General features: G+C 27.9%; 19 protein-coding genes. 13 read left to right on the top strand and 6 right to left on the bottom strand.

Features of this window, described 5'->3' with window-relative positions; all coding sequences use genetic code 11:
- Genes B0174_RS07865 through B0174_RS12185 form a run of 3 tightly spaced genes read right to left on the bottom strand, consistent with a single transcriptional unit; the run spans position 1 to position 2742 of the window.
- Positions 1-1197, bottom strand: a complete 1197-nt coding sequence (locus B0174_RS07865; protein WP_108559412.1) for an efflux RND transporter periplasmic adaptor subunit — start codon at positions 1195-1197, stop codon at positions 1-3.
- The gene (locus B0174_RS07860; protein WP_108559409.1) at positions 1175-2371 is read right to left on the bottom strand and encodes a TolC family protein; all 1197 of its coding nucleotides are present in this window, start codon (positions 2369-2371) and stop codon (positions 1175-1177) included. Before B0174_RS07860 ends, B0174_RS07865 begins: the two co-directional genes overlap by 23 nt.
- Positions 2372-2430: 59 nt before the next feature.
- A complete protein-coding gene (locus B0174_RS12185; protein ID WP_108559406.1) occupies positions 2431-2742 on the bottom strand; it encodes a hypothetical protein in 312 nt (103 codons plus the stop codon).
- Between the two features lie 1013 nt (positions 2743-3755).
- On the opposite strand from B0174_RS12185, the gene ltrA reads away from it, so the two are divergent.
- Positions 3756-5222, top strand: coding sequence for a group II intron reverse transcriptase/maturase (gene ltrA / locus B0174_RS07850; protein ID WP_165790402.1), 1467 nt, complete (start codon positions 3756-3758; stop codon positions 5220-5222).
- A 99-nt stretch (positions 5223-5321) separates the two neighbouring features.
- Here ltrA and B0174_RS07845 read toward each other — a convergent pair whose 3' ends face one another.
- Entirely contained in the window at positions 5322-5924 is a 603-nt protein-coding gene (locus B0174_RS07845; protein ID WP_108559401.1) for an RraA family protein, read from the bottom strand.
- A 67-nt stretch (positions 5925-5991) separates the two neighbouring features.
- On the bottom strand, positions 5992-6381 hold the full coding sequence (locus B0174_RS07840) for a hypothetical protein (protein ID WP_108559399.1): 390 nt from the start codon (positions 6379-6381) through the stop codon (positions 5992-5994).
- A 103-nt stretch (positions 6382-6484) separates the two neighbouring features.
- Here B0174_RS07840 and B0174_RS07835 point away from each other — a divergent pair, with 103 nt between their 5' ends.
- The 8 genes from B0174_RS07835 (at position 6485) to B0174_RS07800 (ending at position 16489) form a co-directional block, all read left to right on the top strand.
- Positions 6485-6748 carry a hypothetical protein gene (locus tag B0174_RS07835; RefSeq protein WP_108559397.1) on the top strand — a complete coding sequence of 88 codons (264 nt, stop codon included), beginning with the start codon at positions 6485-6487 and terminating at the stop codon, positions 6746-6748.
- A 50-nt stretch (positions 6749-6798) separates the two neighbouring features.
- On the top strand, positions 6799-8640 hold the full coding sequence (locus B0174_RS07830) for a TonB-dependent receptor plug domain-containing protein (RefSeq protein WP_108559395.1): 1842 nt from the start codon (positions 6799-6801) through the stop codon (positions 8638-8640).
- A complete protein-coding gene (locus B0174_RS07825) occupies positions 8640-9098 on the top strand; it encodes a hypothetical protein (protein ID WP_108559393.1) in 459 nt (152 codons plus the stop codon). Before B0174_RS07830 ends, B0174_RS07825 begins: the two co-directional genes overlap by 1 nt.
- Positions 9098-11005: an EAL domain-containing protein gene (locus B0174_RS07820; RefSeq protein ID WP_108559391.1), complete on the top strand. Its 1908-nt coding sequence runs from the start codon at positions 9098-9100 to the stop codon at positions 11003-11005. Before B0174_RS07825 ends, B0174_RS07820 begins: the two co-directional genes overlap by 1 nt.
- Before the next feature lie 81 nt (positions 11006-11086).
- A complete protein-coding gene (locus tag B0174_RS07815; RefSeq protein ID WP_108559389.1) occupies positions 11087-12790 on the top strand; it encodes an acetolactate synthase large subunit in 1704 nt (567 codons plus the stop codon).
- On the top strand, positions 12790-13287 hold the full coding sequence (gene ilvN / locus B0174_RS07810; RefSeq protein ID WP_108559387.1) for an acetolactate synthase small subunit: 498 nt from the start codon (positions 12790-12792) through the stop codon (positions 13285-13287). Before B0174_RS07815 ends, ilvN begins: the two co-directional genes overlap by 1 nt.
- 39 nt (positions 13288-13326) lie before the next feature.
- Positions 13327-14274 (top strand): UDP-3-O-(3-hydroxymyristoyl)glucosamine N-acyltransferase, encoded by a 948-nt coding sequence (gene lpxD, locus B0174_RS07805; RefSeq protein WP_108559385.1) that lies wholly within the window; start codon positions 13327-13329, stop codon positions 14272-14274.
- 34 nt (positions 14275-14308) lie between these two features.
- Positions 14309-16489, top strand: coding sequence for an FtsK/SpoIIIE family DNA translocase (locus B0174_RS07800; RefSeq protein ID WP_407641251.1), 2181 nt, complete (start codon positions 14309-14311; stop codon positions 16487-16489).
- An 89-nt stretch (positions 16490-16578) separates the two neighbouring features.
- Here the strand turns inward: B0174_RS07800 and B0174_RS07795 are convergent, their stop codons facing one another.
- A complete protein-coding gene (locus B0174_RS07795; RefSeq protein ID WP_108559380.1) occupies positions 16579-17808 on the bottom strand; it encodes a benzoate/H(+) symporter BenE family transporter in 1230 nt (409 codons plus the stop codon).
- 185 nt (positions 17809-17993) lie between these two features.
- Here B0174_RS07795 and hpf point away from each other — a divergent pair, with 185 nt between their 5' ends.
- From hpf to B0174_RS07775, 4 genes are all read left to right on the top strand, one after another.
- The gene (hpf, locus tag B0174_RS07790; protein WP_108559378.1) at positions 17994-18536 is read left to right on the top strand and encodes a ribosome hibernation-promoting factor, HPF/YfiA family; all 543 of its coding nucleotides are present in this window, start codon (positions 17994-17996) and stop codon (positions 18534-18536) included.
- A gap of 87 nt (positions 18537-18623) precedes the next feature.
- On the top strand, positions 18624-20102 hold the full coding sequence (gene der, locus B0174_RS07785; protein ID WP_108559471.1) for a ribosome biogenesis GTPase Der: 1479 nt from the start codon (positions 18624-18626) through the stop codon (positions 20100-20102).
- Positions 20103-20125: 23 nt separating this feature from the next.
- A complete protein-coding gene (locus B0174_RS07780) occupies positions 20126-21697 on the top strand; it encodes a SulP family inorganic anion transporter (protein WP_108559376.1) in 1572 nt (523 codons plus the stop codon).
- The gene (locus tag B0174_RS07775; RefSeq protein ID WP_108559374.1) at positions 21690-22322 is read left to right on the top strand and encodes a uroporphyrinogen-III synthase; all 633 of its coding nucleotides are present in this window, start codon (positions 21690-21692) and stop codon (positions 22320-22322) included. Before B0174_RS07780 ends, B0174_RS07775 begins: the two co-directional genes overlap by 8 nt.
- Positions 22323-22489: the final 167 nt, after the last annotated feature.

The raw sequence follows: 22489 nt of genomic DNA, 5'->3' as shown, positions 1-22489 counted from the left end.
CTAGTGCCCATGTCCGTCACCCATTGATGATTTTAATACCAATGACTTCACATAATATGTTTTATCACTGACATACTCTTCATTAATATTTAAACCTTCAATGGCAACATAAGAGTCATCTTGATTAACAATTTTTACATCTCTTGCTTCATATTGAGGTTCTTCTTCATGAGAATCACCCTCTTTTTTATGTTCATCATTATGTTCATCATTATGTTCATCTTTATGCCCATCTTTATCTTCATGCTTATCTTCTTTATCATGCTCATCATTGTGTTCTTTACTGCTTTTTGCTTTCTCTTCATGAGCTTCCTGTTTTGGTACAAAAACAACCCATTCATTATTTAAAAAAGTCAGTGCGGTTTTTTTAACTGCCAAATATTTTTTATCAGTATTGATATATAAAGTAGAGTTAATATATGAATTGATAAATAATCCATCAATAGGTTCATTTATACTTGATAACACAATAATTCTTTGAGTGGTTTCATCCAATTCAGGCAAGATTTTATCTATATAAGTGGCAAAGGTTTTGTTATTATGTGTAATAGTAATTTTTTGTCCCACTTTTAAATCATTTGCATAGGATAAAGGAATATAAGATTTAAGATAAAAAGCTTGTTCTTTAACAACCGTAGCTATTTCTGTGTCTTTTGAAACAGTTGCATGTTTTCCTTTTAACAATGTTCCAATACGTCCTGCATTGTGTGCTCTTAAAATATATTTTGATGTAGTATTACTTATATTTTTTGTTTCTATTCCTAAGGTCTCTAACTGTGATGTTAAGGTCTCAAGTTTGGCTAACATTTCATTGTTTTCAATATTGATACGATTTAATGCTTCTAAAGATATGATACCTTTATCATAAAGCTGTTTGTTGGCTTCATACGTTTTATTCATACTCAAATATTGATTTTTTAAAGAGAGATATTCAGCACTCATTTTTGACAGTTCAATTGATTCAATCAAAGCTATTTTTTGACCTTTGTTAACTGTTTCTCCTTCTTTAACATAGTACTCTGTAATTTGACCATCCAACAAAGTCATGATGGATTGTTTTGCCGAAGAGAGCTGAACAATTTTTGAATTTAATTCAATTGATTTCCCAAATTCATGAATTTGAACTTTTTCTATGGGTATTTCAATCGCATAAAGTCCAATAATAAAAGATAAACTAATTAATAAGATTTTGTGCATTGATATCTCCTTGGATGTAATTTATGTTAATTGCATTTTGATTTAATGCAATATTGATTTTAATAAGATTCTCTTTTGTTTGAATCACTTGGTTTTTTATATTTAAAAGCTCCATTAGGGTTGTTTGAGAAACTTTATATTTTTTTAAAAACATTTCAAGAACTTCTATTTTTAATTTTAATACATTCTCATTTTTTAATTTTAACTTTTCCAGTAACTCTCTTTGTATTAAAAGTTTAGTGTGTTCTGTCTGTATGGAGTTTTTTTCATTCTCAATTAAAAAATTCATTTTTTTTGCTTCTAATTGTGCTATTCTTTTTTCTTCATACTTTGTATTAAAAAGAGGAAAAGGAAAACTTAGAGCAACACCATTGACAATTTGGTCAGGTTCTTTACTGTATGAAGCAGTCACATCAACTGTTTCAAGAATATTGGAAGTTAATTCAGCTTCAGCTTGTGCAATATCTTTTTTATGAATCAGAAGGTTTAACTCAGGGTTTTCAGAGATATCTGATTTCTTAACTTCAAAAGTATGATTCGTGTTTATCTCAATTTTTTCTTTGATACCTGCAAGTTTCAATAACTCATAATAGCTTTCAATCGAAGATATATTTAAACTATCATATTGTGTTTGTTGTTCCAAAAATATAGCTTTGGCTTGAAGCATATCTGCTCGTGAAATTGAACCAACAGCATGACGTTCTTGAGAAATATCATAAATGGTCTTTGCAATGTTCGTCGCACCTAGCATTAAGTCAAGAAGCATTTTTTCTTGTGCATAAACAGTAAAATATAAAGAGATATTTCGAATAAAATCGGATGTATTTAACATATATTCACTGTTAGCACCTTTTACAATTGCTTGTGAAAAACGCTCTTTATCACCTGATACGCCCCATAATCTAAATGGTTGGGTAAGGCTAATATTATAACCACTATCATTAGAACCATCATTGGGTTTATATTTTAAAAACTCTCCACTTAAAGTGGGGTTTTCATATCGTAATTGTTTATAACTTTCTTGTTTAGCTTGTTCAACTCCAATAGCTGAAGATTGCAAATAAGGACTTGTTTCAATTGCTTTATTTAAAAATTGATTAAAATCATCTGCAAAAAGTACTCCACTACTGCAAGAAAACAAGATAAACATAGAAATTAATCTATTTTTTATCATTTACTTTCCTTAGTATAAGTTTGCTCTATAAATATAGAGATAGAATGAATGAAAGTAAATTAAATAATAGGTGGTTTGAGTAGAAATGTGGAGAATTGAAAGATATAGCTTGTTGCTTTTAAAGTTTCATTGATATTTCTAAATTCAAATTTTGAAATATAATCATTTTGGTTAAGGACATAAGAGTGGTGGCACTTATGATGCTTTTCACAAACTTCAATATCTACTGAAGATGTATTAAACTCTGTTGCACACTGTTTGGAAGTTATAACACAGTTTTTTTCATCATTGAAAAACTCAAAAGCAAACGAGTGTACAGAAGAAAATAAGATAGAAAAAAAAACAATAGATAAAACGATATTTTTTTTCATAAATTCCTTTCGTAAGTTCAAGTGCAATTATATCAAAATTTATTTAACGAATTATTAATGAATTTTACAAAAACTTGATTTGAATAACTTTATCCAATCTATTTTGGTATTTTTCTTTTTTGAGAAAAAATATATTAAGCTTAGTTTAAATATTGTTAGTAAAAAAATACCTTTGTAGGGCCATACTCCATATTTAAGCAACTTGGAACTTTTCGTACCTTTATGCAGAAGTACCCTATTTATTATAAAAATCTATCTTTGTTTAGATTTCGTAATGGTAGCACTTTTAGAATTATAAGAGGCTAAGTTTATATTTCAACGAGAATTAATAGATTTATAGGGCTATTTTAAAACCTTTGATACTTTAGATTAAGTAATCTTTAAGACGTGTGTCGCTTTTAGTACCTTTATGTAAATGTAGCCGTGCGACAAGAAGTCGCTTAGTTTGATGTCGGGTGGCACCGATAAAATATTCTGTTGTTTTCTCCCTATTTGTTGGTGCATTGTTGGTAACGATGGTGTGCTAAGCAACAAAGAAATGATTGGATAAATTCTAAATGCAATAGAATTTATAGGTTGGGAAATTGGATATGGTTAAGAAATTGAATCATTGTTTGACGCTCCGTCAAAGCAAGACAGTGAAAGTGCATTGATACACTGTAACTAAAAAGTATAAGGTTGAGGATATGATGTTGGTTAACCATCATACACAGACAATTAAACCTTCGGAGTATAGATGAAACCTAAGTCCGAAGCTAAACAAACTAAGTGGAACTTGGTAAGCCCAATGAGTTGTTATGATAAATTTATTTTCACTTTTATTATAACAAACTTTTCAGTAATGAGAAGCGATAATTTAGTGGGTATAGGAGATAAGAGAAAGCGAATGGTTGTATGTAATATATGACATAGGGGTTCAAACTTTGCCTCATATTGAAAGATAGCAGACTTCTTATTGGTGCTGATGTCAATGACATTTGTAGTAATAAATTTTTAAAATAGAAAGGTATAAAGTGATAGAGTCTTGTAAAAAAGATATCACCCACATAAACTGGTTAGCCGTTGACTTTGATGTTGTAGAGCAATCAGTAAAGATATTACAAAATCGAATTGTAAAAGCTAAACTAACAGGTAGAACAAGAATGGTAAAGAAACTCCAATCTCTACTTGTAAAATCTTTGAATGCTAGAATATTAGCAGTAAAAAGAGTGAGTGAAAATAAAGGTAAAAAAACAGCTGGTGTTGATGGAAAACTTCTTGATACTAGTATAAAAAAGTGTAAATGTGTTGATGAACTTAAAATAAAACTGCCCGATTACAAATCTATGCCACTAAAACGTATTGAAATTCCCAAGAAAAATGGTAAATTAAGACCTTTAGGAATTCCTACTATGTTTGATAGAAGCCTTCAAGCTTTATATAAATTAGCTCTTGAACCTATTGCTGAAGTTGTTGCAGATAAAAACTCCTATGGATTTCGTCCAAAACGAAGCACTCAAGATGCTATGAAGCAAGTTTGGATTTGTACTTCTAAAAGAAATGGTGGAGAATGGATATTAGAAGCAGATATAAAAGGATGCTTTGACAACATAAGCCATCAATGGATTTATGACAATATTCCACTTGTTAATCGACTTTTAAAACAATGGCTAAAATCTGGATTTATTAAAGATGATACCTTATTTCCAACAGATAGTGGAACACCACAAGGTGGAATTATATCTCCAATACTAGCTAATATGGTTTTAGATGGAATTGAAGAAGTTGTGAAAAGGCATAAAGCTAGATTTCAAAAGATGAAAGATGGAGTTATCTTATATCGTCATACTAATCGTCTAAATTTTATAAGATACGCCGATGATTTTGTCATAACAGGGCATAGTCCAAAATATTTACGATTACTTCAAAAAGATATTGAAATTTTCTTAAATCAAAGAGGCTTAGAACTATCAAAAGAGAAAACGCATATTACACATATTAGAGATGGATTTAATTTTCTAGGCTTTAACTTTAGGAAATATCCTAATAATAAAGTGATAGTTAAACCCACTAAAGATGGGATAAAATCTTTTAAGTCTAAAATTAAAGAGATATTTAAAAAGTATAATTCATCGAGTTTATCAATGCTTATAACAAAACTCAATCCTCTTTTAAGAGGATGGGCAAACTATTACAGATTTGTAAATAGTAAAGTTGTATTTGATAAGATTGATACTTATATTTGGAGAAAGTCACTTAATTGGATGAAAAGGATTCATCAAAGAAAAGAAACTATAAAATATTACAAACAATATTTTAAACCATTCCCAAACTACAAATCAGATGTATTATCAGATGGAAAACAATTCGTTTATAAACTAAGTACACTTCCACTTAAAGAGTTTATCAAAATTAAAAGCGAAGCTAACCCATATGATAAATCTTTTGATGAATATTTTATCAAAAGATATTTTGCCCTTAAAAACCTCACAAAAGTTTAGTTCAGTGCTTGAGCCGTATGCGGGGAAAGTCGCAAGTACGGTTCTTAGGAGAGAATGTCACTGTGAAGTGATGTTCTTATCCGACATTTTATTAAAAACCTACTCATAAAAAGAGTCTATATTTTTCTTATGTCTATCCGCCCATTCTTCAAAACTCATGGCAGCTTCTTTTTGAACTTTTTCTTTGCACTCTTTATATATTTCTTCGGCTCTATCTTTTGGAATAACTGCGATTCCTTCTTCATCTGCAACTATAATATCACCTGGATTTACTTTTATTCCACCTGCTGTTATTGTGGTATTTACAGCAACTGCTTCTTTTTTTGTTCCTGGCATTGCTAAAACACCACGGGCAAACATTGGAATTTTTCCTTCTCTGATTTCTGCAATATCACGCACAACTCCATCTATTACAAAACCTACAATTCCTCGCTTAAAAGCAATGGTAGCTACATTTCCACCTATAACTGCGTAATCCATTGTATTTGATTGTGCAACGATTATAGAACCAGCTGGCGCTTCATATATTGCTCTATGAAGTGCTAAGTTTTCACCTGCAACCATATTTACTGTAAATGCAGGTCCTGAAATTCTAGGAATATTTTGCCATAGCTCTTTCATTCCTGCATCCATAAAACTTTCTCTTTTTAAAACTCCAGCATAATCACAAGGTGAAATTTCACTAAATTTTTGATAATCCATATATTTTCCTTACTATTTATAAAAATTATTATACTAAATTATAATTGAATAATAAAAAAATCAAAAATTACTCCCCAAAATTAGCAAAAGCACCTTCAATACTTGGAATATTTTTGTAGTTAGTTTTTGTTAGTCGTACATTGCTTGTTTTAAGATCACAAATTGCTATTCTAAAATTAGAACCCATAAATGGCTCAACTACACAAATAATTTTATCTTCAATCTGTCTTGTTGCATAAATAGTGCCTTGTAGAGTTCTGAAAAAATATTTTGGATAAGTTAATGGTGTTATTTCAACAATATCTATTGTTTCTTGATTTTCAAAAGTTTTCATTGTTTTCATAGCATCATCATAAGTTTCAAATTGAATACACCATTCATCAAAATATTTATTAAAATTTTCTAAATCTTCATCCAGAAATCCACCAGCTATTGATTGTAAAGCAAAAATTGACACGAAAAACACCTTCATATATACAAATTTTAGAAGTTCATTTTAACATATTTAGCTTTTAGATTCATTATTTGTTATAATGCTTTCAAAAAATCAAAGGTATGTAATGAGCGTAATTTTCGAAGCAAGAATAAAAAACAGAGGTGAAGCTCCTCACGATTGGTATATAGAATTAACAGATACTGTTAAAAATAAAAAAGAAATATGTGATGATGTAGAAGATTTTGCAAAAAAAATAGAAGAACTTGGATCTGCATACAATGGACAAATTGATGAAGTAAAATGGTTTCAAGATGATAATATAACTCAAGAACAATATTCTGAAGTAAATGCAGGTATGCGAAAACATCAAGAGGAATTAAATAAATAATTAATTATTATTTGATTACAATGCGTAAAATATTTCTTTTATAGGCAGTTATGAAACTACTCATTTTATTATTTATCATTTTTTATACTTCACTATTTTCAAGTAATTTAGATTATTTGTTACAAGAATATGACACGGTTAATCAAAAATCATTACAAACGGTAGATGAAAAACTAGGTCATGTTTTTCTTTACTCTCAAAAAGATATAAAATTAATGCAATATCAAAAGTTAAATGATATTTTAAAAGAACTTCCTCTTTTGAATCTAAATAAAAATAGATATGGTTTATCATCTCTATCTTTGGCTGGAACAAAAACTACTGTTAGTGGATTTTTTAGAGTTTTTATTAATGACCATGAAATAAGTTCTCTTTACAATCAAAGTGCTGCTGTATCTTGGGGTGATTTGCCTTTGGATTTTATTGATTATGTGGAAATTTATTATGGAGAAAGCTCTTTTTCTCTTGGAAGTGAAACCGGAATTTATTTTATTAGACTTTATACAAAAAAAGGTGTAAAAGAAAATGGAAGTGAAATAAACCTAAAAGGCTCGTCAAAAGGTTCATCAACTGAAAGCTTTACAAATGCAGGAACTTTTGAAAATGGCTGGACTTATTTATTTTATGGAAATAACCAAAAAGAAAAAGAGACAAGAAAATATAAAAATGATAAATTATTAAATGATGGAAATAGAAGATATTTATATTTAGATATTAGCAATGAAAATACAGATATAAATATGGCTTATACCGATTTAAAAAAAGATACTTATATGGGATTATCTTATGATGCAGTTCCTGAAGATGGAGAAATTGCTACAAAAGATTTTTTTATTGATGTTACTAATTATTTTTTAAATGACAAATCACTAAAAACAAATATTTCAGTTGATGTTAATAATCTTGATAATTCAGAAACAAATCAAGAAGGAATGTCGTTTTTACCCGTTCGTAGAATCAAAAGTTTTGATAAAAATTTAAAATTTACTAAAGTAAAAGCCAGTGTAAGCAAATCTTTTGAATATAAAAATAATAATTTCCTAGCAGGATTAAGTGCTTCTGAGAAAAAATATACACAAGGCAATAATGCAAATAATGATTTTGATAAAGAGGATATAACTTCAGTAGTATTTCAAGATGATTACAGTCTAACTGATAATTTAGTTTTAATAGGAAATGCAAAATTTGATAAATATAAAAGAAGTGGATTTTTAGAAGATATTTCAGAAGAACTTTATAGAATTGGCGCTATTTATACTCCTTTTGAGCATTTTGGATTAAAAACTTTTTATACAAAAACATATTTACCACCTTCATTTTTTGATGTAGATTATGCTTTTTTAGATAGAAATTTAGATGTTCAAAATTATAAAATATTTACCATAGAGGGAGTTTATACAACTCAAAAATCAAAAATAGGTGTTACTTATCATAATGTGGAAATAGATGATTTTATTTATTTAGAGCCAACTATTGGTTTTATGAATATTGACCATAGAATTAAAACATCAGGATATATATATAATTATGAGTATCTTTTAGAAAATGCAAATAAAATCCAAATAAACTACTTTACAACAACTTTAAGTGAGACTTTAAATAACTCAAATAAAGGTGGTTATGTAAAATATATGGGAGAATATGATAAGTTTGAATATTTTACTTCTGTTTTATATAGAAATTCTTATACTTATAAAAACTTAGATATAGATTCCTCTTTTGATTTATCATTAGGACTTGCATACAATATAAATAAAAATTTAAAAATTAGTTTAAAAGGTGAAAATCTTTTTAATGATTCAACTGAATCGTTATATTCTGATTCAGGAAATGATTTTGCTTTTAATGATTATGAAAGAAGTGCTACTCTTTCATTGAAATGGAAATTTTAATGAAATTTATAATATTTTTAATAACGCTTATTTCTTTTTTAAATGCTGATCAATATACTTTTTTACTTAATAAATATGACAAAGAACTAGAACTTGAAGCAAAAATAATATCAAATATTGCAACAGCTTCAATAAAAGGTGAAATAAAACTTTATATTCCTGAAATATCAAGCATTGAAAATGATGTTTATTCTAAATTTTTTACTTTAACAAATAGTTGTGAAAATGCCAATTTTGTTTTTATAAAAAGAAATGTAGATTTAGATTTTTATTGTAAAAATGATAATAATAAACTATTTTTTACAAATAATTATGAAAAACTCTTAAATAATGATAGATATTTAGGTGCATTTTTTTGGAATAAAAGTAGACCGAATATCACATTTATAAAAGCAAGGTTAGAAAAACAAAAAATTGAGTTATCAAAAGATTATGATAAATTTGTGGAAGACTTTTAATGAGAAAAATCTTATTTACTAAAAATCCAATTTATCTGATTTTTATAGTTTTATTTATATCTATTGTTTTTTCATTATTACTTTATGGAACAATTAAATTAGAAAAAAACATAACTCAAAAAATGATAGAAGTATCAACTTTTGATGTTATTTCAATAGCAAATAATAATGCTTCCTCAATTGAAAAATCTTTACAAACAAGCCAAAAAGCTTATTCAAAAGAGTTGGAGTTAAATCCTAAATTAAGAACTCAAATTGAAGAAAATCTAAGTTTATTATTGACTTCAAATATTAAATATGCCTACTTAATTTATAAAGATGCAAGAGGAATTTTTAGATTTTTAGCAGATGGTGCAAAAGAAAATGAAAAGGCTTTTTTAAATCAAAAATTTGATATTGATAATTCAAGATGGTTAGAAATTTTTGAAACAAAAAAATCACTTATTATTGAGCATGGGTTTTCTCATCAGTTATCAATTACATATTTAGTACCTATTTTAAGAAATAACGAAGTTGAACTCGTTTTGGCAATTGATTTTTCTATAAAAAAGATTGAAGAAATAAATAAAATACTTAACTGGATTCAATATACAATTATTACAATTATTTTTATAGTAATAGGATTTTTGATTCTTTTATTGATTCAAACTTTTAAATATCTAGCTATTAAAAAAAGTGCTTATACTGATAAGCTAACCGGTGTTTATAATAGAAATTATCTACAAGACACAGAAAATTTTATAAATTTAAATGAGTACATTTTAGCAACTTTAGATATAGATTATTTCAAAGCTGTAAATGACACTTATGGTCATGATATTGGAGATAAAATATTAAGCCAAACTGCTCAAATAATTACTTCAACAGTTAGAATAAACGAAGATATTATCATTAGATATGGAGGAGAAGAGTTTGTAATTTTGGCAAAAATTAATCGAAACGATAATTTAAGTGCTTTAAATGTAATAGAAAGAATTTTTAAAAATATCCAAAATACTCAGTTTTATATAAATAATCAAGAGTTCATAAATGTAACTGTTTCTATTGGTGTAAATCTTGTTCCACATAAATCAAGAAGCTTTTCAGATGCCTTTAAATTAGCTGATTTAGCCTTATATGATGCAAAAAATAAAGGTAGAAATAATATAGAAATTTATGATGAAATAAAAAATAAAAATACAGAATCAACTCTTTCAATAAATGAAATAAAAGATGCCATAGAAAAAAAACAAGTTGTTTGTTTTTATCAAGAAATAATAGATGCAAAAACTGAAGAAATTTCTTATTATGAAGCACTTCTTCGAATTATAGATAAAAATGGAAATATAGTTTTACCAGAAAAAATTCTTCCAATCATAAAAGGTACTTTTATTTTAAGAAATATTACAAAAACTATTTTAAAAATTTGTTATAAAAAACTTAGAGAAGAAAAAGATATAAAAATAAATTTAAATTTAAATCCTAAAGATATTATTGATAACTCAATTCTTCAACTTTTAAAGAATTTTGCTTTAGAAGAGAATATTTCTAGTAGATTAGGATTAGAAATAGTTGAAAGTGAAGATTTAATAAATTGTAAAGAAGCAAAAGATAATTTATTAATGTTGAAAGGTTTAGGTTATAAAATTTTTATTGATGATTTTGGAAGTGGATATTCAAATTTTATATATTTAACTGAAATAAAATCAGATTATATAAAAATTGATGGAAATATTATAAGTAAAATTTTAGAAGATAAAATATCTTTTCTTTTAGTAAAAAGTATTATAGATTTTGCAAAAGAAGCTGATATTAAAGTTATTGCTTTATATGTAAATAGTAAAGAAATTTTTGAATTAATGAAATTATTGGGTGTCGATTATGCTCAAGGTTACTATTTTTCAACTCCTCAAGAGATAAAAGTATAAAATTTACTACATTATCAAACCCAAGTTTAATTATATTTTTAGTAAAATAAAGACTTATTTTTAGAAAAACGGAGAATTATTATGAGAATGACTGGCGCAAAAATGGTTGTAGAATCATTACATCAAGAAGGGGTTGAAGTAGTATTTGGATACCCTGGAGGCGCTATTATGAACGTCTACGATGAAATATATAAACAAAATTATTTTCAACACATTCTGAATAGACATGAACAAGCTTCAATAATTGCAGCAGAGGGATATGCAAGAGCAACAGGAAAAGTTGGGGTTTCAATTGTAACTTCAGGTCCTGGATTTACAAACGCAGTAACAGGTTTAGCCGATGCTTATATGGATTCTATTCCTTTGGTTGTAATTTCAGGGCAAGTTCCAACAACGATTATTGGTTCTGATGGTTTTCAAGAAATTGATGCTGTTGGAATTTCAAGACCTTGTACAAAACACAATTATTTAGTTAATAGACTTGAAGATTTACCAAGAATCATTAAAGAGGCGTTTCATATAGCAAGCACTGGAAGACCAGGACCTGTACATGTTGATATTCCAAAAGACATTACAGCAGAAATGGGCGATTTTATTTATCCTAGTGAAGTTAATATGCCAACATATAAACCAACTGTTAATTACAATAAAAAACAGTTAAAAAGAGCGATGGAAGCTATTTCAAATGCAAAAAAACCTTTACTTTATGTTGGTGGTGGAGCTGTTTTATCAAACTGTGCATTTGAAATTAGAGAATTAGCAAAAAAATTAAATATTCCTGCTGTTGAAACATTAATGGCAAGAGGTGTAATGGGTGATGAAAATCCATTATTCTTTGGAATGTTAGGAATGCATGGAGAATTTTCTGCAAATATGGCAGCTCATGAAACAGATTTATTAATCTCATTGGGTGCAAGATTTGATGATAGAGTAACTGGAAGACTTGATGAATTTGCTTCTAAAGCAAAAGTAATTCATGTTGATATAGATCCTACATCAATTGCTAAACTTGTAGTTCCAGATTATCCAATAGTTGGAGATTTAAAAGTTACAGTAAAAGCTATGATTGAAGCAATAGAAAATGGTGAAAATGAGTTTAATGATTATACAAATTGGGTTGAATTATTAAGAGATTATAGAGAAAAAGAGCCTTTAAGATATATCGATTCAAATGAAGTTATCAAACCTCAATGGCCAATTCAAAGAGTTGGGCATCTTTTAGGAGCAAGAGCTGTTATTTCAACTGATGTTGGACAACATCAAATGTGGACAGCACAATTTTATCCATTTTCATATCCAAGACAATGGATTACAAGTGGTGGTTTAGGAACTATGGGATTTGGATTACCCGCTGCAATGGGTGTTGCACGAGCTTTAAAAGGAACAGATAAAGTTTCAATCAACTTCACAGGTGATGGTTCTATTTTGATGAATATTCAAGAACTTATGACTTGTGTTGAGTATGAATTACCTGTTATTAACATCATTTTAAATAACAACTATTTAGGAATGGTAAGACAATGGCAAACAATGTTTTATGGGAATAGATTATCTGAAACAGATTTATCAGCTCAACCAAATTTCAAAATGCTTGTGGAGGCTTTTGGAGGATTAGGTTATAGAGTTACAACAAAAGAAGAGTTTGATATTGCTTTAAAAGACGCTGTTGAGAAAAAAAGACCTGCAATGATTGAAGTTGTAGTTGCTAGAAATGAAGAGGTATTGCCAATGGTTCCAAATGGTCATGCATTAAATGAAATGACATTAATCGAAGGAGGAAAATAATGAACAATTTTAACCATTATTACGATTCAGAAATATCAAGACAAGTAATTTCAGTTATTGTTTTAAACGAACACAATGTTTTATCAAGAATTGTTGGATTATTTTCAGCACGAGGTTATAATATCGATTCTTTAACAGTTGCACCAATTACAGAGAGTCAATATTCAAGAATGACAATTGTAACAACTGGTGATAAAAGAGTAATTGATCAAATTGTTAAACAATTAAATAAATTAATTCCAGTATTAAGAGTAAATGAACATAAAAATGTAATTGAAAAAGATACAGTTTTAATGAAATTTTCAATTGATAATAACTTATCAGATATTGATGTAATTGCACGAGCATATCATGGTAGTATCCAAAATGTAACTGATGATTCTATTATTGTAAGCGCCACTGATTCAAGTGCTAGAATTATGAATTTTATAAAAGTTATGCAAAAATTCAATCCACTTGAAGTTGTAAGAAGTGGAATTGTAGCAATGGAAAGATAGAAGACTAATCTTCTATCTTTTTTATAATAAGGATAAAAAATGACTCTTAAAGAGATTGCTAATTTTATTGGTATAGATTGCCAAAACGAAAAAGAAATTACAGGTTTAAACACTTTATTAGATTCAAATGAAAATCAACTTACTTTTTTAGAAAATAAAAAATATATTAACGATTTAAAAAATACAAAAGCAGCCGCTGTTTTAGTTACACATGAAAATGTAAATGAAGTTCCAGATGGTGTAGTTGCATTAGTTTGTGATCAACCATATTTGAATTTAGCGAAAATAAGTAAACTTTTTGCTCCAAATGTTGTTGAAATATATGGCGCTGAACCTTTAATTGGTAGTGAAACAACTATTATGCCAAATGTTTATGTGGGAAAAAATTCTGTTATTGGAAATAACTGTACTATTATGGCTGGAGCTTTTATAGGCGATAATGTAAAAATAGGGAATAACACTATTATTTATCCAAATGTTACTGTTTATAGGGATTGTACAATAGGAAATGATTGTATTATTCATGCAGGAACAGTAATAGGAAGTGATGGTTTTGGATTTGCTAATACAAAAGATGGAAAATACATTAAAATCTATCAAAATGGAAATGTAACTATTGGAAATGATGTAGAAATTGGTGCAAATACGGCAATAGATAGAGCTGTATTTAAATCAACAATTATTGAAGATGGTGTACGACTTGATAATTTAGTTCATATTGCACATAATTGCAAAATTGGTCGAGGTTCAATATTAGTTGGACAAGTTGGACTTGCAGGTTCTACTATTTTAAATGCGTATGTTGTAATGGGCGGACAAAGTGCAACAGCTGGACATTTAGAAATTGCACCATTTACTACAATTGCAGCTCGTGGTGGAGTTACAAAAAGTATAACTGAGCCTAAAAAATCGTGGGCAGGTTTTCCTTTATTTGAGCATAAGCAATGGCTTAAATTACAAGCAAAAATATCAAATTTATTAAAATAAAGGCTTTATCATAGCAAAAAAAATCATATCATTAATCTTTTTATTTATAATTATTTATTTCCAATTTTCCACTTTTGAAAGTGCTCAAGATGTAGTTGGAAATGTTGGGTATGTTTTTTCAGATTATTCACATAAATATTTTGGATATTTATCTTATGTTAGTTTATTTTTATTTATCTACATTTTATATATTATAAATTTTAAAAATATAAAAGAAAGAGATTTAGTTTTAAATATATTAGTCGTATTTTTATTACTTTTTGTATCTTTGATTTTACAAGCATTACTTATTGAAAACCCTTATTTAAGGGGAGAAATTGGTAATATTTTAGTTGATAGTTTAAGTCCAATAATAGGACGAGCTGGACTTTATTTTTTCGTTTTAGTTGGATTTATAATTTCTGTTATAGTGTTGTTTGAGAATTCAGATTTTGAATTAGAAGATTTGCATAAACTTAAAAATAAAATAAAACTGAGAAATAGTCTAAATATTAAAAAAATAGAAAATAAAAATAGAGAAAAAAGAAATGAAGAGATTAATCAAACTGTTTATAAAAATATAGAAAAAAAATTAGATAAAAATATTTTAGAAATAAAAGCAATAGAATCTAATGCTAAAAAAATTGTTCCTTTGGTTTTAAGAAAAGAAGAAACAAAAAAAGAAGAAGAATCTTTTGACAACTCGTTATTTGATGAAAAATATGTAGAAAAAACAAATGCTGAATCACACAATTTAATAGTTGAAGAGTTAGAAGAAAATAAAAAACTATTAGACCAAATAGAATTAGGAAAAACTGAAAAACCAAAAAACTTTAAATTACCTCCAAGTTCATTTTTTCAAGATTCACCAAAAGACAATAAATCAAAGGTTTCAGAAGCTTTTATTGACCAAAAAATCGCAGATTTACTTGATAAATTAGCGATGTTTAAAATCGATGGAGATGTTGTACGAACTTATACAGGTCCCGTTGTTACAACTTTTGAGTTTAAACCAGCACCAAATGTAAAAGTTTCAAAAATTTTAGGTCTTCAAGATGACTTAGCAATGGCGCTTAAGGCTCAAACAATTAGGATTCAAGCTCCAATTCCTGGAAAAGATGTTGTAGGAATTGAAGTTCCAAATGAAGATACGCAAACGATTTATCTAAAAGAATTACTTGATAGTGAGATTTTCCAGAATTCAAAATCTCCACTTACAATGATTTTAGGAAAAGATATTGTTGGTAAACCATTTATTACAGACCTTAAAAAACTTCCTCACTTATTAATTGCAGGAACAACGGGTTCTGGAAAATCAGTTGGAATAAATTCAATGATTTTATCATTGCTTTATAAAAATTCACCAGATAATTTAAGACTGGTAATGATTGATCCAAAAATGCTTGAGTTTTCAATGTATAACGATATTCCTCATCTTTTAACTCCTGTTATTACAAAAGCAGGTGATGCGATAAATGCCTTAGCAAATATGGTTTCAGAAATGGAGAGACGATACACTTTAATGTCAAAAACTAAAACTAAAAATATTGAAAACTACAATGACAAAGCAAAAGTAGAGGGGTATGATACTATGCCTTATATTGTGGTTGTAATTGATGAGTTAGCCGATTTAATGATGACAAGTGGAAAAGATGTTGAGTATTCAATTGCAAGACTTGCACAAATGGCAAGAGCATCGGGAATTCACTTAATAGTAGCAACTCAAAGACCATCTGTTGATGTTGTAACGGGACTTATAAAAGCCAATTTACCAAGTAGATTATCTTATAAAGTAGGGCAAAGAATAGATTCTAAAATCATTTTGGATTCTATGGGAGCTGAGTCTTTATTAGGAAAAGGAGATATGTTATTTACACCTCCTGGAATGTCTGGACTTGTGCGAATTCACGCACCCTGGTCGACAGAAACAGAAATTGAAAAAGTTGTAGATTTCTTAAAAGAACAAAGAGTTGTTGAGTATGATATGAATTTTATAAAAGATAGGACTTCAAGTGTAAATTCAAGTAGTTCAAATACAACTACAAATATTGAATTTGATGAGTTATACGAAGATGCGAAAGAGATTGTTTTAACTGAGAAAAAAACTTCTATTTCATATATTCAAAGAAGACTGAGAATTGGTTATAACCGAGCAGCAACAATAGTAGAACAGCTAGAACAATCAGGTATTTTATCAGAAGTTAATGCCAAAGGAAATAGAGAAATTCTTATTTAAGTAGGATGTTACTTTTTATTTACACTAAGTATTTATTTTTGTTGAAGAGATTATGAAATAACTTTATTTCATAATCTCAGAATACAAAATTAATTTCTTTTAAATTTACCATTTAAAATAAGATAAGAAATTAATCCTAAAACAAGTCCCCAAAATGCTCCACCAATCCCAAATAAATTAATATTTGCAGCAGTTGCAAGAAAAGTAATTAAAGCAGCCTCTCTTGTATTACTATCACTTATTGCATTTGCAAGGCTTCCAGCAATAGTACTTAACAAAGCAAGACCTGCTAATGTACTAATAAATGCTGTTGGAAAAGCTGTAAATAAAGCTGCAAGTGTAACACCAAAAATACCCACCAAAATATAAAATACACCTGCTGCAACACCTGCAATCCATCTTTTTGATGGATCTTCATGAGATTCTTTACCAGTACAAATTGCAGCAGTGATTGCTGCTAGATTAAAAGCATGAGAACCAAAAGGTGCCATTAAAAATGAACCTAAACCAGTAATTGCAAGAATAGGTTTTGCACTTGTTTTAAAACCATCATTTTTAAGTATCAATAAACCAGGCATATATTGTCCTGTTAAAGTAATTAAAAATAAAGGCAAGGCAACACTTAATGTTGCATTTATTGAAAAAGCAGGTTCAGTAAAAATTGGATATGCTAATTTAAGTTCAAATCCAGAAAAATCAATCTGTGATTGAAGCACTAAGAAAATAAATCCAAAGGTTAAAACACTTACAATTGCGTATCTTGCAGAAAATCGTTTAGCAAAAAGATAAACAAAAAACATTGATATTGCCAAACTTGGATCAATGGTCATATTTGAAAAAGCAGAAATACCAAATTGTAATAAAATACCTGCTAATAAACCAGAAGCGATACTAACAGGAATTAAACGAATTAATTTTCCAAAATAACCTGTGATTCCTAATATTACGAATGCTAATGCTGAAAGTAAATATGCACCAATGGCTTCAGCATAAGGAACAGCTACAAGAGCAGTAATCAAAAATGCAGCAGCAGGTGTAGACCATGCAGTAATAATTGGTTCTTTTGTATACCAACTTAGTAGTATCCCTGTAATTCCAACACCTATAGAAATAGACCAAACCCATGAAGCGGTTAGTTCAGGACTAAGTCCAGCCATTTGTGCAGCTTGAAAAATTAAAATAAAAGTTCCACCATAATTAACAATAACTGATATTAATCCAGCGATTATTGGAGGTAAAATATTTGAATAATTATTAAAAAAAGATTTATGCAACTTTTCTTTTGTTTGATTTTCTTGAACAGTTGATATTTTATTCATTTAAATACTCCTAGATTTTATATTCTGAAAGTATAAAAGAATAAGATTATTTTTACAATCCATTAATTGCTACTTTAAAATTATACTTTTGATATTGTTTCTATACAAAAAAACCGATTTAGCGGAGCTTCTTGTATTTTATCTTTTTTATGGTAGAATTATAAATAACAATTAAGGAGTACACTATGAATACAGGTATTGTAGGAAGACACGTAGATTTAACAGATTCAATTAAAGATTACATTAATAGCTCAGTAGAAGTTTTTAAAAAATATAACCTAGACATTATTTCTGTGAATGCAATTATTTCTCAAGATGAAAAACATGGTAAAAAAGCTTTCTCTTTTGAATTCACATTAAATATAGCTCATTTAGATACTATTGTTGTAAAACAAAAAGATAAAGATTTATATGCAGCTATCGACATTGCAGTTGATAGAGTATCAAAAGTATTAAGAAGACATCATGATAAAATTGCAGCTCATAAAGCTACAAAATTAACTGAAATTGAATCTTCTGAAATTCAAGATAATATCGCTCTTGAACTAGAAAAATTTGAGGATGAAATTGCTCCTGTAAGATTAACATCTTATAAACCAATGGATATTGAAGAAGCATTAGAAGAATTAAAAGCATCTGATGCTTTATTCAAAGTTTTCTATGACAAAGATGATGTTATGAGAGTTCTTTATAAAAGTTCAGTTCAAGGTAAATTTGGATTATATTAAAAAAAGCTTTTGTTAGTGAAAAGGTATTAGCCATTTATGCTAATACCTTTTTTAGTTTATGATAAAAAATTAGGATTAAAAAAATTTATGGATAAAACATTAAAAAAAATTGCTCTAATAGGGCAACCAAATGTAGGAAAATCTTCACTTTTTAATAGAATTGCAAATAAAAGAATTGCAATTGTATCAGATATAGCAGGAACTACAAGAGATATTAGAAAACATGAAATAGAAATATTAGATAGAAAAGCATTAATGTTAGATACAGGTGGTATTGATGAAACAAATGATGCAATATTTTCAAATGTAAAAAGAAAAGCTATTGAGACGGCAAAAGAGGCTGATATAATACTTTTTATGGTTGATGGTAAAAATATACCTGATGATAAGGATAAAGAATTATTTTATGAGCTTCAAAGATTAGGAAAAGAATTAGCTTTAGTTGTAAATAAAATTGATAATGATAAAGAATTAGAAAGATTATGGGAATTTTTTGAGTTTGGAATAGGTGAAGAGAATCTTTTTGGAGTTTCTGTTTCTCATAATAGAGGAACAAAAAATCTATTTGATTGGATTTATCAACATCTTCCAGTTAATCTTGAAACTGTAGCTTTAGAAGAAGCTGAAGCTATTAAAAAAGAAAAAGAAGCTAACTTTGATTTTGATGATGAAGATTATTCAAGTGAAGAAGAGGGTGATTTTGTACCAAATTTAGAAAATCCACTTGAAAATCTAATAATTGATAATAATATTAGAGTTGCTATCATTGGAAAAGTGAATGTAGGAAAATCTTCTATTTTAAATGCTATTGTTGGTATGGAAAGATCAGTGGTTTCTCCCGTTGCCGGTACTACAATTGATCCAGTTGATGAATCTTTTGAATATCAAGATAAAAATGTAACATTTGTTGATACAGCTGGGTTAAGAAGAAGAGGAAGCATTGAGGGAATTGAAAAATTTGCCTTAATGAGAACAAAAGAGATGTTAGAAAAAGCAAATATGGCTTTGGTTATTTTAGATGCATCAAAAGAACTTTCTGATTTAGATGAAAAAATTGCAGGACTTGTTGATGAATATGGACTTGCTACTATTATTGTTCTAAATAAATGGGACGAAAATATGGAAACTTTTGAGAAAATGCAAGAGGAAATCAGAAGAAGATTTAGATTTTTATCTTATGCTCCAATTATGGCAGTTTCTGCAAAAACGGGAAGAAGTATTGAAAGATTAAAAGATAAAATTATAGAAATTTTCAATAATTATACACAAAGAATTCCAACTTCAAAATTACATAGAGTAATAGAAGAAGCTGTAATGAGACACTCACTTCCAAGTCCAAATGGTGCATATTTAAGAATTTATTATACAACTCAATTTGATATAAAACCACCAAGAATTGCGTTAGTTATGAATAAACCAAATCTTTTACACTTTACATATAAAAGATATTTAATTAATTATTTAAGAGATAATTTCAATTTTGAGGGAACTCCAATTCATGTTATTGCTCGTGGGAAACATGATAAAATGGGTGATGAAGAATATTTAGAAAGAGATACTAAATAACCTTAACTTTTTAGGAGTTTTCCTTGACTAGAGTAAAAAATGATATATTTGCAGGTGTAACAGCTGCTGTTGTTGCTCTTCCTTTAGCCTTAGCTTTTGGAGTTGCCAGTGGAGCTGGAGCAATTGCAGGTTTATATGGTGCAATTATATTAGGTTTTTTTGCTGCTGCTTTTGGTGGAACTCCTACTCAAATTTCAGGACCAACAGGTCCTATGACAGTTATTGTAGCTACTACAATAGCCACATTCCCAAATGATTTTTCTACAGTGATGACAGTTGTTTTTTTAGCAGGAATTATGCAAATATCTTTTGGAATAGTTGGAATTGGAAAATGGATAAAATATATTCCATATCCTGTAATTTCAGGTTTTATGTGTGGTATTGGTGTAATTATAATAATTTTACAAATAAACCATTTTTTAGGTGTTGAGGGTTATAGTTCTATTGTTTATACATTAACTCATCTTTTAGATACGATAAATAAACTAAATTATGAAGCAATTATTATTGCAACTATTACTTTATCAATAATGTTTTTAACTCCTAAAAAAATATCAGAAATCGTGCCTTCTGCATTAATCTCTTTAGTTTTCATGACTTATTTTTCAATTTTTATGGATTTTAAAATCACAACAATAGGAGCAATTCCTATGGGATTGCCTGAATTTATTTTTCCTATTTCTTTTGATATTTTAAAATTAAGCACGATTTTAACTCTTGCAATTACTTTAGCTCTTTTAGGAACTATTGATTCACTGTTAACATCAGTTGTTGCAGATTCTAAAACAAAAACAAAACATGATTCTAAAAAAGAGTTAATAGGTCAGGGTTTAGGAAATATGGTTTGTTCATTTTTTGGAGCAATTCCAGGAGCAGGGGCAACCATGAGAACGGTTATAAATATAAATAGTGGCGCAACTACAAAACTATCTGGAATAGTACATTCTATTACACTTTTGATAATTGTACTTTTTTTAGCGCCACTTGCTTCAAAAATTCCACTTGCTGTTTTATCAGGAATTTTAATAAAAGTTGGTTTTGATATTTTAGATTATAAGTTTTTAAAAGTGTTAAATAAAGTATCAAAACAAGATTTGATTATTATGTTAACTGTATTTTTACTTACTATATTTGTTGATTTAATTATGGCTGTTGGTGTTGGTATTACAATTTCTTCAATAATAGCTGTTTATCAAATTTCTAAAAATACTCAAATAAAAATAAGACGCTCAAAAGTAGCTTTTGATATAGATATTGAAAACCATGATGTTGAAATTATAAAAGTAACTGGTTCTTTATTTTTTGGAACAGCATCTGCTTTAGATATTAGATTAGAAAAAGTAAAAAATAGTAAAAAAATAATAATAGATTGTTTAGATGTCTCTTTTTTAGATATATCTGCAATTTTTACACTGGAAGAGATAATCGAAAAATTTAAAAGTAAAGATTTAGAAATAATATTAGTTTTAAAATATAGACATAAAAGAAAAGTTTTAACAGTTGATACAGATAATGTATTTAAAAATATAAAAATTTATAATGATCTTGATGACGCAATAAATTACACCCAAAAGTATGAGTTAAATAATGGCTAAAATATATCTTTTAAGTAATCAAAAATATCCAGATGTGGAAAATTTAGAAGTTTTTCAAATAGAGTATATTAAATCAAATATAGATTTATCAAAATATGATGCATTAGTTTTTACTTCAAAAAATGCTGTTTATTCTTTAGAAACATTTAATAAAGAATGGAAAAATAAAGATTGTTATGTAATAGCTCCTAAAACATCTCAAATAATAGAGAGTTTAGGTGGAAAAGTTGTTTTTACAGGTATTACTTCCCATGGAAACGAATTTGCACAAGAATTAATATCAGTATTAAAAAATAAAAAAGTTCTTTATATAAAAGCTTCAAAAACTGTATCAAATTTAGTAGAAATATTAAAAGAAAATGGAATTATTTTAGATGAATTGATAGCTTACGAAACATCTTGTAAAAAATCAACTAAAGTCTTAGAAGATAATTCTATATTTATTTTTACATCACCCTCAAGCGTAGAATGTTTTTTTAATCAATACTCTTGGAAAGATTCTTATAAAGCAATTGTTATTGGAAAAACTACAGCTTTATATTTGCCAAAAGAAGTCGAATATATAATTAGTTCTACTACATCAATAGATGAGTGTGTAAATCTAGCAATGCAATCTTTTTTTTAAACTCAAATTTAAACATCTTTAGATAAAATAAGATAATCTAAGTAGTTCGGGATTTCCATTGTTGTGGGTCCGATAATATATTTTAGTGCGTGGTTGTAGATTTACGGTGTGTAGCGATTCATTGCGTTTTTGCTCCTAAAATATTTCTCCCGTGTGCGAATTGTGGC

It is taken from the genome of Arcobacter caeni, from assembly GCF_003063245.1.
Taxonomy (GTDB): Bacteria; Campylobacterota; Campylobacteria; order Campylobacterales; family Arcobacteraceae; genus Aliarcobacter; species Aliarcobacter caeni.
This window is presented reverse-complemented; position numbering and strand designations above follow the sequence as displayed.